The organism is Micromonospora sp., from assembly GCF_048594385.1.
Lineage (GTDB): Bacteria > Actinomycetota > Actinomycetes > Mycobacteriales > Micromonosporaceae > Micromonospora > Micromonospora wenchangensis.
In genome coordinates, this window is record NZ_JBMDWU010000350.1 from 1 (window position 1) to 13,930 (window position 13,930).

The window sequence follows — 13,930 nt, forward strand, 5'->3', positions numbered from 1 at the left end:
CACGCCACGTCGTCAGGCGGCACCGCCGTCCCGGCCGCCACCACCGGTCGGGACGGGCACTGTGCCACCGGCGCGTCGGCGGCGGTCCGGGCCACCGGGTCGACCTCCGGTTGCCGGGTCGCCCCGGACCCCCAGACTCCCGCCGCCAGCAACGCCATGCCGGCGAGGAACGCGACGGACAGCAGCCAGCCACGCTCGGCCCAGAACGGCGGGTCCGCCGGGGACCGGCCTCGTCCGCCGGTCACTGCGGCTGGCCTGCGGCGGTGCCGGCACCACCGAGGAAGAAGTTGGCCAACGGACCCGCGACGGCGACCAGGATGCAGCCACCGAGCACCAGGCCGAGGCGGGACATGTGCTCGGAACTCTCGCCCCGCTTCACCGAGACCGCCATCATCGTGCCGGTGATCAGCACCCCGGCCACCCCGGCGGCGGTGCCGGCCCAGGCGATCAGGCCCAACAGCTTGTTCACCAGGGTGTTCAGCTGCCCCGGCGCGTTGGGGGTCGGGTTGATCCCGCCACCGGGCCCCGGGTCGGGGGCCATCGGGAGGCGGGCGAACAGGTAGGCCGCCGCGTACTGGGACAGGCTCGTGAACGTCATCGGAACAGCTCCTTCAGGGCAGGTGGCATCACCGGAGGCGTCGACGACGCTCCGGCGGTGACGGGGTGGGACAGGGCCGGCAGTGCGGGGTGCGCTGCGGCCGGCGGCGATCGGCTCAGAGTCCGAGGTCGCCGAAGAACATGACGAGCGGTCCGGCGGTCGCGCCGAGCACGCAGCCCATCGCGACGAACACCGCCCCGCGGAAGTGGTCACTCATTTCCCCGGGCACACCCCGGTTGAGTTGGATGGCCATCGAGATGCCGAGGATGAGCAGCCCGGCGACGCCCGCCGCACTGACCCCCCAGGCGAGCAGGTTCAGCAGGTCGTCGGCCGCGCCACCGGCCGGGTTGTACGGCGGCGGGGGCTGGAAGGCCGGCAGCGGGGAGGGTGCCGCCGCCGGAGCACGCGCGAGGAACGCGGCGACGATCCCGTACCCGGAGGTCACGGTGTCCTCCCCTCGCCGGCCGACCCGGTCGCCATCCGCAGCCGGTCCAGGGCCTTGGGCATCCGGGCGGGCTGCTGTCCCAGCCGCCACGCCGGAATCCACGGCACCCGGTGCACCGGCGCGACCGACCGCAGCACCCGGATGCGGCGGGCCAGTGCCGACGGCAGCCGGCCCGGGGCGTCGGCCAGCAGCACCAGACCGACCAGCCGCATGCCGGGCGGATGACGCCCCTCCCGCAGCGCGTTGAGCGCCCGGGACATCGCCCGCATACCCTCGGCGTTGGTCCGGGCGACCAGCATCACCGTGGCCGGCTCCGCCCGCGCGGCGTCCGGCCACCGGCAGCCGAGGTCGACGCCGCCGAAGATCCGGGACAGCGTCGTCGTGCCGGCGCCACCGTGCGCCGCGATCCAGCCCAGCCCCGTCTCGGACAGGGACCGCCGGGACCCCGCCGCCCCGGGACCGGTCCGGACGGACGGCGGCCCCGGTGGCATCCGCGGTGCCGGGTCGGTCATCGTCGCGGACCCCATGCACCCACCTCCTGTCGAATGTCGCTCCACTTCGTCGACGTCCCGGTTGAACCACCCCGGGTCCGGACCCGTCAGTACGGCGGGCCGGGCGGTCGACGGACGCCACTACGACAGGCCCCGCCACCCGGTTCACGCCGGGGACGAACTTTTTTCCACCGCGGTGGTGACCAGCCTGGGAGGCGACATGGCAGCGTCCGACAACGACGGCGCGGAGCCGACGCAAGGGTCGAACCGAAGCAGCGCGGCGCTGATCGGCGCGGCCGTCGCGGCCGGGCTGAGCTGCCTTGCCACCCCGGTGGCCGGGGTGGTCGGGGCCGCCGCCGTCTTCGTGATCGGCGCCCTGGGCGTGCTGCTGGCCCCGCTCGTCGCGCTGATCCTGTTCTTCGGTGGCGGCGGTGGGTCGGCCGACCCGGTCAGCGCCGCCGACGACTCGCTGGCCGCCGCGCAGGGCGACGGCAAGGGCACGCTCGACCCCGACCAGGTGCCCGAGGGGTTGGCGGACAGCATCGAGGACGCCGGGAAGACCTGCGCCCAGATCGGACCCGTGGTGATCGCCGCACAGATCGAGGTGGCCTCCGGGTGGGACCCGGCGAAGGTCGGCCCGAACGGGGAGAAGGGCATCTCCCAACTGCCGCCCGCGGTCTTCACGCGGTACGGCGAGGACACCGACGACGACGGCGACACCGACGCGGTCGACGAGGAGGACTCGATCGCCGCCCAGGCCAAGCACGTCTGCGCCCTGGCCGGGCAGGCCCAGGCCCTGCTCGACAACGGCGAGGCGATCGGTGAGGTGCTCGACCTGACGCTCGCCGCGTACGCCGTCGGCATCGACGAGGTACGCCGGGCCGGTGGCGTCCCCTCCACCAACGCCGCCCAGCTCTACCTCGCGCAGGTCCGGTCCCTGTTCGCCAAGTACCAGGGGCTCGGCGGTCCGCCGCCGTCGTTCCCGCCGACCGCCTCGCCCAGCCCCGCCTCGCCCAGCCCCGACGCCTCGGGCGACTGAACCGTACCGACCGGCGGAACCGATCCGACCGGCAGACCGATGAGGAGTGTCCATGACGGTGACGACCCCGCAGGAACAGACCCGCGCCGACGACGTGCCGCCGGACGACCACCCGCCCACCTCACCGTTCATCCTCTACCTGCGTGACGACGAGTACGTCGAGGAGTTGGAGCTGCTCAGCAACTGGGTCCGGCTGCTACTCGTGCCGATCTACGCCCGGGAGGCGTCCTCGACCGCGCCGTGGTGCGGGCAGTGGTGGCGGCACCCCGAGGCGGTGGCGCAGCTACACGGCCTGTGGTTGGCCTGGCAGGAACTCACCGGCCCGGAGGCGGGACTGTGCGGCCCGGCCAACTGGCACCGCGACTACCTGGAACCGGTGCTGACCAGCCTGCGCAACCCGGCCGGGCCGTTCGCCGGTTGCAAGGCGGGCGCGCACCGGGCCAAGGAGATCCCGCACACCGACCCGTACTGACCACGGCGGCCCGCCCGGCCCCGGACCTGCACGTCAGGTCCGGGGTCGGGCCGTCAGGTCCGGGCCGGGACAGGGTCGCCCGAGCCCCGGCAGATCGGGGCCGGGCGGGCCGGGGCGGCTCAGCGGGAGATCGGGGCGGTGACGATCGCGGTGCCGTCCACCAGGCCCACGGTGACGAAGGCCAGGTCCGCGACCGGCAGCGACAGTTCGCCAGTCACCTCCTGCGGCCCGGTCGAGGCGGTCCAGTCCCGCACCACGTGGGTGACGCCGTCGCGGGTCACCGCGAACAGCCGGTACCGCAGGCCCTGGCGCAGGCCGGTGGCGGTGATCCGGATGGTGGAGCCCCGCCCCTCGTCGGTGGTGATCGCGACGGAGAGGCTCACCCCCTCGGCCGGCGCCTCCCCGGTCGCGGTGAGCACCACGCCGCTGCGGTCGCCGAAGCCGGTGACCGCGGCGATCCCGCCGGCCAGGACGACGGCCACCAGCGCGGCGGCCACCCCGCCCCAGAGGACCATCCGGCGACGCCGGGCCGAGTCGGCGGGCCGGGTGCCTCCCGGGCCGGGGGCCGTCGCGGGCCGGTCCCCACCGGGGCGGCTGCCCGCCCCACGGCCGGTGGTACGCGGGCCGACACCCCGACGGTCACCCCGTCGGGGAGCCGCGACCGGCGTGCCGGACCACGGGTCCGGCGGTACGTCGGCGGGCGACCCGGCGTCGGCGGCCGGGGCGGGGGGCGGGGCCGACCCGGCGGCTGCCGCCGGACCGCCGTCGGCGGTGGGTGTCACCGGCTCGCCGCCGGCGGTGGGTGCCGGCGGGGGCGAGTCGGCGGGCGGGCGGGCGACAGGCACCGGTGCAGCCGGCTGACCAGAACCGGTGGGGGATGGCGGGACCACCGGCGGCGGGTCGGCCGGCAGCAGGCCCGGTGGCAGACCCGCCGACGGCGCGTCGGCCGGCGTCAGATCGGCAGGCGGCGCGTCGGCAGGGGGCAGGTCGGCAGGGGGCGCAAGAGCCGGTGGCAGGTCGGCAGGCGGCGTGGCGCGGGCGCGGTCCGGCGGTGGGCCGAACCCGGGCGGTAGCGGGAACTCGGGCGTCAGGCCGGCGAGGTCGTCCCAGTCGGCGGCGTCGAGCCCACCGAGGGCACTGGTCACGCCGCCCATCTCGCCCGCCGCGGACAGGCACTCGTCACAACCGGCCAGGTGGGCCTCGAACGCGACCCGGTCGACGTCGTCGAGCGCGCCGAGCAGGTAGAGAGCCAGGGCGGCGTGCTCAGCGGTGGGATGGTCACCCCCGGTGCGCATCACGCCCCCCTTCTCGACCCGGAGACACCGGTGACGGTGTGACGACCCCCGGGACGGCGGCCGTCCGGGAGATCGAGCGGGAAACCGACACGTCGCGTCATCACGACGACTCGGTCGGGCCGATCGCTGCGTGCAGCGCGCGCACCGCATAGTACGTTCTGGACTTTACCGTACCCTCCGGGATTCCCAGTCGCTGCGCGGCCTCGGCGACCGAGGAGCCCTTGTAGTACATCTCGACGAGCACCTCACGGTGTTCCGGTTTGATCTGCCGCAACGCCAACCGGACGGTGTGGGTGCTGACCACCCGGTCCATCTCGTCGTCGGTGGAGGCGAGCCGGTTGAGGTCGGGGATGGCCACCTCGGGCGGGCGGGACTGCCGGGCGCGCATCGCGTCGATGGCCACGTGCCGGGCGACCGTGTAGAGCCACGGGGCGATCCGGCGCGGGTCCTCCGCCAGCGTCTCCAGGTTCCGCCAGGTGCGCAGGAACGTCTCCTGGACCAGGTCCTCGGCGAGTTCCTGCCGGCCGAGGACGAGTCGGGTGAGGAACCGCAGCAGCGGTCCCCGGTACTGCTCGTGGATCCAGCGCATCAGGGCCTCGGGGGAGGCCCGTTCGGTCGCCGCGTCGCCGGTCACCCCGGGCGCTTCGTTGGGCACCGCCGACACAGAACGCCTCCCCCTGACGTACGGGTCACCCCCGTACGGCCGCGCCGTCGTCTCGACGTCGAGCCCGCCTAGGAAGAGAGCATAACCGTGCTCATCGGACGGTCGACCGGGCCGTCGACCGGTCGACAGGAGCCGCCGGGGTGCGGCGGTGGACGGCACGGCGGCGGTCCACCGGTCGGTGTCGTACGCCGGGGCGACGAGGGTGGCCGCGCTCATCGGGTGAAACGCAGCCAGCGGACATTGACGAACTCCTCGGGTTGGCCGCTGGCGAACGTGAGGTAGACGTCGTGCACCCCGGTCACCGGGCCGAGGTTCCCCGGCACGGTGACCCAGTTCTGCCAGCCACCGGTGCTGGCCACCGCGATGCTGCCCACCGGCGGCAGGCCGGGGGCGTCGAGGCGTACCTCGATCAGGCCGGAGACGCCCTGCGGCGCGCCGGAGGCCACCCGCACCTGGAACTGGGTCGCCGGCTCACGGCCGAAGTCGACCCCCCGGTACCCGGCCCAGTCGCCGTGGGCGAGGAAGCCCAGGTGCTCGCCGCCCTCACTGGAGGGTTCCTTCCGTACGCCCTGCTGCCGGTCGAAGCTGGCCGCCGCGATCTCCTGGCCCACGCCCCGGGCGGCGACGACGGCCGCCGGCTCCTCGACGACCACCGGGCGCTCCACGACCACCGGGCGCTCGACCTCGGGTGCCGGCTGTCCGGCCGTGCCCCCGCCGAACGGGGTGAGCGTGATGGTCATCTCCCCGGGCGCGACGTCCTGGATGTAGGAGGCGTCGTCGGCGACGTCGTCGAAGGGGAAGCCGTACGCCCGGCCGTCGGCGCTGTGCCGGTGCAGCACCCGGGAGTAGTGGTTGGTCACCGGATGCTGGTAGTAGGCGTCCCGGCTGGTGGTCGGCTGGTCCGGTTGGTCGAGCACCGACCGGTTGAACCCGGCCCCGAGGACCGCCGCCACCGGACCGGAGAGCTTGTCGTTGGGTGCGGCGAGTGCGCCGTCGCAGTGGAACACGTTGAGCGTGGAGGGCCGGTCGAAGGCGCGAACCCCGCCGTCGAAGGCGAACCGCCCGTCGACCACCCGACCCCGGACGGTGCCCTCCGCCCCGTGGATCCGCAGCTCGGAACGGCTGTACCGGTCCCAGATCTCGGCGATGTAGCCGTCGTAGTACGCCGGGTCGAAGCGGCCCGTCTCGATGCCCTTGCCCGGTGCGATGACGCGCAGCCCGTCGCCGACCACCAGCCGCTCGAAGCCGGGCTGGCGGGCCAGTTCGGCGAAGATCGCGTCCCGGCCGCCGTCGACCAGCTTGCCGGTGGCCTGCTCCACGTCGCCGAGCAACCGGATCGACATCGGGATGCTGAACATGTCCACGGTGGTGGTGTTGCAGAACATGCCGGAGGCGTTGTAGGTGAACTCACAGCAGTCGTGCAGCACGCCGAAGCTCGGGTCGTCGGCCACCCAGCCGACCGGGTACTGCAACGCCGGCCGCCCGTTGCCGTCGGTGACCACGGTGAACCGCAGCTCGCCGTCGATGGCGAAGTAGATCCGGCCCGACATCATCGGCAGGACGAACCGGGTCACCCCGGAATCGGCCAGCCGCACGCCGATGTCGGCGACCCCGTCCGGGCCGTTGTGCGCCGGGTCGGCCGGGGTGAACTGTCCGCTCTCCCGGACGTAGCCCATCGCCCCGGTCTCCGCGTGGGTGCCGACGACGTACATCCGGATCGCCGAGTTGGCGAACCGGCCCGTGCTGTTCACCACGTTCAGCGGCAGACCGCCCGAGGCCCGCGCCCGCGAGATCAACGGGGCCGCCACGAGCGGCACGCCGACCACGGCGGCGCCGGCGAAACCCATCCCGAGTACCCTGCGGCGAGAAAGCATCCCAAGCTCCGATCAACGACACGGCCATCGCCGCCGACGCCCGGTGTGACGTCGGCCCGGCCCGGCGGTAGCCACGTTGACGGCCCGCCGTACCCCTCGGTTCAATGTCGACCGGACCAAAATCACCAGATCCGATTCGAGCCCGGTGAACCGGGGACATCGCGCATCCGTCACGACAGCGATGTCGCCACGCCGGAAGGGACACCTCCCGTGAAATCCGATCACCCCTCCGTACTCGCCCGACTGGGGTCGATCCCCCGTCGTACCGCAGCCCTCGTCGTCGCCGGACTCGCCGTGTTGTCCATGGTGGTGGCCGCTGTCGGCTGGGGCGCGGCCGAGGCCCGCGACGACGACCTGACCGGTCGGCCCGTCTCCAAGGAACACCTGACGACCATCCAGGCCGCCGCCCGCTCGTGCCCGACGCTCACCCCGGCCCGGCTGGCCGGGCAGCTGATGGCCGAGTCGGGGTTGGACGGTCGGGCCGACCGGACCACCTCCGGCGGGCAGGGCATCGCCGGTCTCGACACCGCCGCGTGGAAGTCGTGGGCACCGTGGCCCGGCGCGGAGCGTTCCGATCCGGCCGCGAACATCCTCGCCCTGGCCCACCTGATGTGCGACCTCAGCGGCCAGGTCCGGCTGGCCGACGTCGCGGGTGACACCTGGCGGCTCTCGCTGGCGGCGTTCCACACCGGCCTCGACGAGGTACGTGACGCCAAGGGGGTGCCCACCGACGCGGTCGAGTACGTCGACCAGGCCAGCGGGTACGCCGCCTACTACGGCAAGCTGACCGCGTTCGGCGGTTCCGGCCAGCCCCGCCCCAGCTCCGGCGTCCAGCAGCCCAAGGCGGTGCCCGGCAGTTACACGGCGCTCGTCGTCCGGGGCGGTTCGGTCTGCCCCGAGGTGACGCCGCCGCTGGTCGCCGCCCAGCTGATGGCGCTGTCCGGGTTCGACGCCAACCTGCTCGGCCCCGAGGGGCAGCGGGGTGTCGCGCAGTTCCGGCCCGAGGTGTGGCAGGCGTACGGCCCGTCCGACGCCTCGGCGTGGGACCCGCAGGCGGCGATCCCGGCGGTCGGCACGGCCCTGTGCGCCCTGCACAGGGAGCTGTCCGGGCTGGAGGGTGACCCGTCGCTGCTGGCGCTGGCCGCGTACCGCAACGGCCCGGCCGCCGTGCGCCAGGCCGGCGGCGACCTGGACGCCGGGACGCAGGCGTTCCTGCGGACCGTGCGGGAGCACACCGACTACTACGCCCTGGACAACCGGCTGCGGCCGGCACCGCCGTCGGCGTCGCCGTCGCCCAGCCCGACCGTGACGCCCCCGGCGTCACCGTCGCCCAGCCCGAAGGGCAGCTCGACCGCCCCGCCGCCACCCGCGAGCCCGTCGGCCAAGCCGGCGGCGGCCCCGACCCGGCCGGCCGGCACCAAGCAGCTCGTGGGCAAGGAGACCGGGCTGTGCGTCACCGCCGGGACCAGCGACGGGGTACGGGCGGTGCTGAACAAGTGCCGGGAGGAGCGGTCGCAGTGGTGGGACTTCCGCTCCGACGGCAGCGTCCGGGCCAACGGGCTCTGCCTCGACGTGGCCTGGGGTGAGAAGAAGGACGGCACCCCCGTGCAGGTCGCGGTGTGCAGCGGCAATCCCGCCCAGAAGTGGGAGTGGATCGAGCACAACGGCCGCACCTCCCTGTTCAACCGGGAGACCGACCGCTGCCTGGACGTCGACGGGCACGGCGTCGGCGCGCCGATGATGTCCTGGATCTGCGTGTTCAACCCGAAGCAGACCTTCACCCGGCGGTAGCCGTACCGACAGGCGGGCTCCGGTGGGCACGTTGCCCACCGGAGCCCGTCGCGTCGGAACCACCGGGGCCCGGCGGTTACCGGGGCCCGGTACCGGTGTCGCAGGCCGGGCCGGGCACGACCGGTAGCGGAATCAGCCGGCGAACCGGCGGCGGCGCAGCCGCAGGCCGAAGACCACGGCGACGCCGCAGAGCAGCGCGATGCCGAGGATGACGGCGAGCGCCGCGCCGGTGCTGCCCTGCTGCTGGCTGGCCACCTGGTTGCGGTCGTCGACCGCCACCGACACCGAGGCGGCCGGGTTGATCATGCCGGAGCCGTACTTGGCGTCGGGGGCCGCGCCGATCGCGTCGGCAGTGCTGCGGATACGCTCCTTGACCTGGGCGGCGGTCAGGTCGGGCTGGGCCGCCCGGATCAGCGCCGCCTGCCCGGCGACGAACGCGACGGCGAACTCGGTGCCGGTGTTGCTGACCGCCTTGCCCCCGCCCACGCCGAGGCTCGCCACGTCCACCCCGGGCGCGACCACCTCCACCGCGCCCTGCACGTACTGCTCGGCGAGCTGGTCGCCGGCACCGACGCCACCGGTGAACAGCAGCGCACCGCCCCCGGACCGGCCGGCCGGGGACGGCGGCGTCACGGCCCTGGTCGGCGCACCGGCCACCAGCAGGACGTCGTGGTCGAGGGCGGTGGCCACGGAGGACGCCACCGCCGGGTCACCGAGGTCGACGTGGGAGCCGACCGCGACCACCGACGCACCGGCGCTGACCGCCACCTCGATGGCGTTCGCCGCGTCGGCCGCCCGCGCGGCGCCCGAACCGCGGACCACCCGTACGGGCAGGATGGTGGCGTCCGGCGCGATGCCCACCGGGCTGCCGTCGACGCTGCTGTCACCGGCGATGATGCCCGCCATCGCGGTGCCGCTGCCCAGGCAGTCGGTGTCCCCGCGCCCGTTGCCGACGGTCACGTCCGCACCGACCGCCACCCGGCCGCTGAGCTGCTGCACACTCGCGTCGACGCCGGTGTCGACCACTGCCACCTTGACCCCGTTGCCACGGGTCAGGGTCCAGGCGCTGTCGGCGGCCATCCGCAGCTGCGCCCAGTCCGACCGGCTGCTCGACCCGGTGGTGGCGGTGCACTTCGGGCCGTTCGCGCCCGGTCGGGGGCTGCCGCCCGTCCGGGTGGGGCTCGGATTCGGGCTCGGGCTGACGGCCTTGGGGGTGGGGTCGGCCGCGCCGGAGGGCCGGGCACTCGGGGTGGGCCGCTTGCCCGTCGGGAGCTGGCCGTACTTCACCCCCTCACCGGCCGCGTCCCAGGGCAGCACGAGTTGCCAGCCGGCCTTGAGCCGGCCCGGGTCGGTCAGCCGGGACCCGTCGGGCTGCACCCGGCCGGTGTTGAGGTGGTAGATCTCCGCGGACCGTTCGCCGCTGCCGAGGAACCGCCGCGCGATCGCCGTCAGGCTCTCCGGCTGGCCCTGGTACTGCGCCGCGACCACGTAGTACTTCACGTACGGCTGCGGATCGCTGGTGGCCTTCGCCACAGCCGGCCCGGTCGGCGCCATCAGCACGCAGCCGGCCATCGCCACCGCGAGCAGGCGGGCAAGGATCGAGCGCTTCGCCAGCACTGGGTGTCCCCCTTCAGTCACCATGGCCGAGCGTCACCGGCCTTCACCGTCTATTGCGGATCAGCGGCCGGTCCGTTCAAATCAATCTGAACCAGATTTCCATGATCCTCGTCATGAGGTCAGCCGAGGGTACCGGCCGCCGATGACGGGAACGTCTCCTCGGGCCGTCCCCCCGGTGGGGACAGCTGACCGGCAGACGGGCGACCGTCCACCACCGACGGTGGCGGCGAACGACCGGCCGGGCGATCAGGTGCCGGTGGAGACGAAGGTGGGGCGGCGGTGAACGGGCTCGGGCGCACGGTGGAACCGATCGGCGGCAACGGCTTGGACCGGGTGCCGGCCACCCGCCGTTTCGACCCGCGCCGGCACCGCCGCATCGCCGGCCTGTACGACCTCTGGCTGGCCCCGGGCCCCGGCGGACGGCTGGTGGTACCCACCGCCCCGGGTCGGCCGCTCGACGCGCGGGCCGTCGCCACCCTGGTCCGGCACGGCGCGGACGCGGCGCAGGACGTCCGGATCCTCGCCGACGACGGGGCCCGGCACCTCGACCTGTTCACCGAGGTGGCCGGGTTGCTCGGGCACGACGTGCTGGTCAGCCCGGACGGCTCGGACATCAGGCACGCCATCGACCGGTCGGCCACCGGGTCCACCCACCCGACCACCGACAGCGGGCCACTGGACGCGGTGCCGCTGGACCGGGTGACCCGTCAGCCGATGGACTGGCTCGTGCTCCAGCCACCGGATCTCGCCACCTCCCTGCCGGGCTGGTTCGCGGTGGACGACGGGCTGGTCCGTCCCCGTACCGGGGTGGTGGGGTTGCCGCTGCCCGACGGCCTCGCCCTGGCGACCCGGGCCGACTTCGTGACCAGGCGGGCCACCGCACACCGGCTCGGCGCGTCGACCGGGGTGGTCACCGTCGCGGTCACCGCCCGCTCCGGCGGGTTCCTCGTCGGCACCTACAGCGGCACCCAGGACGTGCACAGCGGCGGGCAGCTCGCCGCGCTCCTCGGCGACCTGCCGCTCTACGGCGCCGACCTGCGGCTCTGGCTGACCTGGCCGTCCGACGCCGACGAGCAGGCCCGACTCGTCGCGGAGGTGGTCGAGCTGGCCGAGACGACCGGGGCCACCGTCTGGACCCCACCCGCGGGCGGCCGGGCCGAGCTGATCGACGACCGGCGCGACCTGCGGGCGTTCGACCCGACGGGCGCGGTCGCCGCGTGGCAGGCCCACCGGCCGAGGTACGCCGACGGCCCGTCGACCCTGGACGCGACCCCCGAGGGGCTGCTGGTGTCCCGACGCGACCGGGAACGGGTCGAGGTCACCTCCCCCGCCGCCGGAGCCGTCGACACCGGCGCGGCCGACGGCCACCCGGGACCGGCCCGCGCCGACGATCCGGCCCCCGGACCGGACGGTGCCACCGCGTCCCCCTCGGCGGACCCGGCCGACGCGGCACCCCCGACACCGGACGGTGCCGAAGCCGCGGTGGCGGAACAGCCGGCCGTGCCCCTCCCCCGGCCCGCCCTGGTCACCGAGAGCCGCCGCGCGGCCGACTACGGCCCGCCCTGGTTGCGGCGCGGTCAGCAGGTCAACGCCGAGACGTTCGAGGCGTACGTCCTCGTCGAGGGTGACCCGGCGCGGGCGGTCGGCGACGGGTTGCCCGGCGTCGAGTTGTTCGTGCCCGCGTTCCTCGACCCACGGTCGGCCCCGGCCGGCAGCGACCTGCTGCGGGTGCGGATCTCCCCGGGCGGCGCGATCCCGATGGCGGTGCTACGGGCGCACGTGCCGGCGCGGTTCAAGTACGTCCTGGGCAGCCCCGACACCTACCTGCTGCCGGCCGCCCGGCTGGACCGGGTCCGGCTGGTGGGCGGTTTCCGCTGCGACGGGTTCAGCCGCCTGCTGCCCACCGTGGACGCCGACGGCGAGCCCCTGCGGATCCGTGCCGCGCCCACCAACCGCTCGGTCGCCGGGCTGCCGAACGACGTCCGCCGCTGGCCCGGCTTCGGCACCCGGCAGGCGTACGCGCTGCTGCCGGCCCGGTCCCGGGGGCTGCCCCGGGGCTGGCTGCCGCTCTACCAGCAGCGGCCGGTGGCCCGGCCGGGCCGGTTGCTGGTCGAGGTGCGGGTGCCGGCGGGACGCACCGTCGACGTCGGGGCCACCCACACCATGCTGGCCGGGTTGACCCTGGTCCGCACCAGGGTGGACCGGCTGCACCGGGCCGGCGTGGACCTGGTCCTGGGCAGCCGCTCGTACGACCGGATCGTGGTGCAGCGCGCCTTCCGGGCGCAGGGGGGCGGGTGGCAGCGGATCGGGCAGGTCACCCCGGGGCCGCTGCCGTCCGCCGTCGCCGGCCTTCAGTCCGCCGTACCGGCCCGGGTGGACCCGCCGTCGACCGGGGACACCTGAACCGACCACCGGCCGGCCGGCACCGGTCCGATCACCACCGGCACGCACCGCCCCCCGGTGTCCGTGGCGAGTCGCCGCGCCCCGGCCAGCTCCGCACCGGCCAGGCCGGGGGTGAACACCACGTACGGCGCGGGCGGGTCGACGTCGGGTGCGCTCGCCGCCGGCAGCCCCGGCAGCGACCGGCACCCCTGCGGGGCCTGCCCGCCGAGCACGTCGCCCACCGTGGCCACGCCGATCCCCCCGGCCCGCAGCCGCCCGGCGAACAGGGCGGCCGTGCGCCGGCAGTCGTCGGTGTCGCCGACCAGGGTGAGCACGTCGGGTGCCCGCCCGAGGTCGACGTGCAACCGCCACGGTCCCCGGTGGCCCAGCACCAGGGGCAGGGTCGCCGGGGGCGCGGTCTCGTCCGGGCCGAGCCAGGCGTACGCGGGCGCGCCCCGGCCCGCCGCGACCCCGACCAACCGGACCCGGATCGGCCCGAGTCCGGTCTCCAGCTCGGTGCTCAGGTACGGGACCTCGTTGCCGGCCGGCACCGCCGGACGCGGCAGATCCACCTCGGCCGACGCGCCGCCGCTCCCGGCGGATGCCCCTGCGGCCGACGCGGTGGCGGTCCCGGTCGGCTGCGGCGTCGGGGTCGGCGACACCGCCGAGGCCGGGACGGTCGGCGTGGCCGGCGGCACGGCCCGTGGCTGCGGGGTTGCGGTCGCCAGCGGCGGCACGGCTGACGGAACAACCGGTGGCGGCGGGACGGCCAGCGGCGTTTCCGGGCCCGCCGCCGGAACGGCCGGCGGTTGCAGGACGGCCGGCGGCTGCGGTGGGTCGATCGGGGTCGGTCGGGGTGGTGCCGACTGTGGTGCCCTGGGAGGCCAGACCGGCTTCACGGGCAGCCCGCCCGTCGTCGCGGGGGATGACGGACGGGTGCCGAGGACCGCCTCCGGTGCCGCCGCCTCGGCCCCCGCTCCCGGCGCGGGCACCGACGCCGGCACGGAGGCCGCCCCCGGGACCGGTTCCGTCACCGGGGGTTCCGCCGACCCCGGGATGGACGCCGCAGCCTCGCCTGCGGTCGGCTCCGGCCGGGTCGTCGACCCCTCGACCGGCACCGGCACCGGTGGCGACGCTGGGCCCGACAGTGCCGCCGGCACCGGCGCCGAGGTCGGCACCGGCGCTGAGGTCGCCCCCGGCGGGGAATTCGGTTCCGGCGGGGAGGTCGGCCGGGGTGGGGAGGTCGGTTCCGGCCGGACCGA

Annotated in this window: 13 protein-coding genes and 1 pseudogene; 5 read left to right on the forward strand and 9 right to left on the reverse strand. The window is 75.2% G+C overall.

Annotated features, from left to right (window positions below; all coding sequences use genetic code 11):
- The 4 genes from ACOJTC_RS18735 to ACOJTC_RS18750 form a co-directional block, all read right to left on the reverse strand.
- Positions 1–245, reverse strand: a 245-nt coding sequence (locus tag ACOJTC_RS18735; RefSeq protein ID WP_420117847.1) for a hypothetical protein, incomplete at its 3' end; no start/stop codon positions are given.
- On the reverse strand, positions 242–598 hold the full coding sequence (locus tag ACOJTC_RS18740; protein ID WP_211291545.1) for a hypothetical protein: 357 nt from the start codon (positions 596–598) through the stop codon (positions 242–244). The genes ACOJTC_RS18740 and ACOJTC_RS18735, both read right to left, overlap by 4 nt.
- Before the next feature lie 115 nt (positions 599–713).
- Positions 714–1,043 carry a hypothetical protein gene (locus tag ACOJTC_RS18745; RefSeq protein WP_420117848.1) on the reverse strand — a complete coding sequence of 110 codons (330 nt, stop codon included), beginning with the start codon at positions 1,041–1,043 and terminating at the stop codon, positions 714–716.
- On the reverse strand, positions 1,040–1,570 hold the full coding sequence (locus ACOJTC_RS18750; protein WP_420117849.1) for a hypothetical protein: 531 nt from the start codon (positions 1,568–1,570) through the stop codon (positions 1,040–1,042). The genes ACOJTC_RS18745 and ACOJTC_RS18750 overlap by 4 nt, the downstream gene beginning before the upstream one ends.
- 184 nt (positions 1,571–1,754) lie before the next feature.
- Here ACOJTC_RS18750 and ACOJTC_RS18755 point away from each other — a divergent pair, with 184 nt between their 5' ends.
- Positions 1,755–2,573: a lytic transglycosylase domain-containing protein gene (locus tag ACOJTC_RS18755; RefSeq protein ID WP_420117850.1), complete on the forward strand. Its 819-nt coding sequence runs from the start codon at positions 1,755–1,757 to the stop codon at positions 2,571–2,573.
- Between the two features lie 52 nt (positions 2,574–2,625).
- Entirely contained in the window at positions 2,626–3,045 is a 420-nt protein-coding gene (locus tag ACOJTC_RS18760; protein WP_420117851.1) for a DUF4913 domain-containing protein, read from the forward strand.
- Positions 3,046–3,164: 119 nt separating this feature from the next.
- Here ACOJTC_RS18760 and ACOJTC_RS18765 read toward each other — a convergent pair whose 3' ends face one another.
- The 3 genes from ACOJTC_RS18765 to ACOJTC_RS18775 all read right to left on the reverse strand — a co-directional run bounded on the left by ACOJTC_RS18765 (position 3,165) and on the right by ACOJTC_RS18775 (position 6,851).
- Positions 3,165–4,340, reverse strand: coding sequence for a zf-HC2 domain-containing protein (locus ACOJTC_RS18765; RefSeq protein ID WP_420117852.1), 1,176 nt, complete (start codon positions 4,338–4,340; stop codon positions 3,165–3,167).
- 100 nt (positions 4,341–4,440) lie between these two features.
- Positions 4,441–5,220, reverse strand: a complete 780-nt coding sequence (locus tag ACOJTC_RS18770; protein ID WP_420117853.1) for a sigma-70 family RNA polymerase sigma factor — start codon at positions 5,218–5,220, stop codon at positions 4,441–4,443.
- On the reverse strand, positions 5,217–6,851 hold the full coding sequence (locus ACOJTC_RS18775) for a beta-1,3-glucanase family protein (protein WP_420117854.1): 1,635 nt from the start codon (positions 6,849–6,851) through the stop codon (positions 5,217–5,219). Before ACOJTC_RS18775 ends, ACOJTC_RS18770 begins: the two co-directional genes overlap by 4 nt.
- A 237-nt stretch (positions 6,852–7,088) precedes the next feature.
- On the opposite strand from ACOJTC_RS18775, the gene ACOJTC_RS18780 reads away from it, so the two are divergent.
- Positions 7,089–8,669, forward strand: coding sequence for a ricin-type beta-trefoil lectin domain protein (locus tag ACOJTC_RS18780; protein WP_420117855.1), 1,581 nt, complete (start codon positions 7,089–7,091; stop codon positions 8,667–8,669).
- 132 nt (positions 8,670–8,801) lie between these two features.
- Here ACOJTC_RS18780 and ACOJTC_RS18785 read toward each other — a convergent pair whose 3' ends face one another.
- On the reverse strand, positions 8,802–10,286 hold the full coding sequence (locus ACOJTC_RS18785) for a S8 family serine peptidase (protein ID WP_420117856.1): 1,485 nt from the start codon (positions 10,284–10,286) through the stop codon (positions 8,802–8,804).
- A gap of 279 nt (positions 10,287–10,565) precedes the next feature.
- Here ACOJTC_RS18785 and ACOJTC_RS18790 point away from each other — a divergent pair, with 279 nt between their 5' ends.
- Positions 10,566–12,689: a hypothetical protein gene (locus tag ACOJTC_RS18790; RefSeq protein ID WP_420117857.1), complete on the forward strand. Its 2,124-nt coding sequence runs from the start codon at positions 10,566–10,568 to the stop codon at positions 12,687–12,689.
- Here ACOJTC_RS18790 and ACOJTC_RS18795 read toward each other — a convergent pair.
- The gene (locus tag ACOJTC_RS18795) at positions 12,638–13,240 is read right to left on the reverse strand and encodes a hypothetical protein (protein WP_420117858.1); all 603 of its coding nucleotides are present in this window, start codon (positions 13,238–13,240) and stop codon (positions 12,638–12,640) included. The genes ACOJTC_RS18790 and ACOJTC_RS18795 overlap by 52 nt on opposite strands.
- A gap of 364 nt (positions 13,241–13,604) precedes the next feature.
- On the opposite strand from ACOJTC_RS18795, the pseudogene ACOJTC_RS18800 reads away from it, so the two are divergent.
- A pseudogene (locus ACOJTC_RS18800) lies at positions 13,605–13,930 on the forward strand (hypothetical protein); the annotation flags it as partial.

What these genes read in the sequence shown, in the direction of transcription:
- ACOJTC_RS18770 (WP_420117853.1), bottom strand. Translation starts at nt 5,220, where the DNA reads ATGAGCGCGGCCACCCTCGTCGCCCCGGCGTACGACACCGACCGGTGG.
- ACOJTC_RS18775 (WP_420117854.1), bottom strand. Translation starts at nt 6,851, where the DNA reads ATGGGTTTCGCCGGCGCCGCCGTGGTCGGCGTGCCGCTCGTGGCGGCC.
- ACOJTC_RS18765 (WP_420117852.1), bottom strand. Translation starts at nt 4,340, where the DNA reads ATGCGCACCGGGGGTGACCATCCCACCGCTGAGCACGCCGCCCTGGCT.
- ACOJTC_RS18750 (WP_420117849.1), bottom strand. Translation starts at nt 1,570, where the DNA reads ATGGGGTCCGCGACGATGACCGACCCGGCACCGCGGATGCCACCGGGG.
- ACOJTC_RS18755 (WP_420117850.1), top strand. Translation starts at nt 1,755, where the DNA reads ATGGCAGCGTCCGACAACGACGGCGCGGAGCCGACGCAAGGGTCGAAC.
- ACOJTC_RS18760 (WP_420117851.1), top strand. Translation starts at nt 2,626, where the DNA reads ATGACGGTGACGACCCCGCAGGAACAGACCCGCGCCGACGACGTGCCG.
- ACOJTC_RS18740 (WP_211291545.1), bottom strand. Translation starts at nt 598, where the DNA reads ATGACGTTCACGAGCCTGTCCCAGTACGCGGCGGCCTACCTGTTCGCC.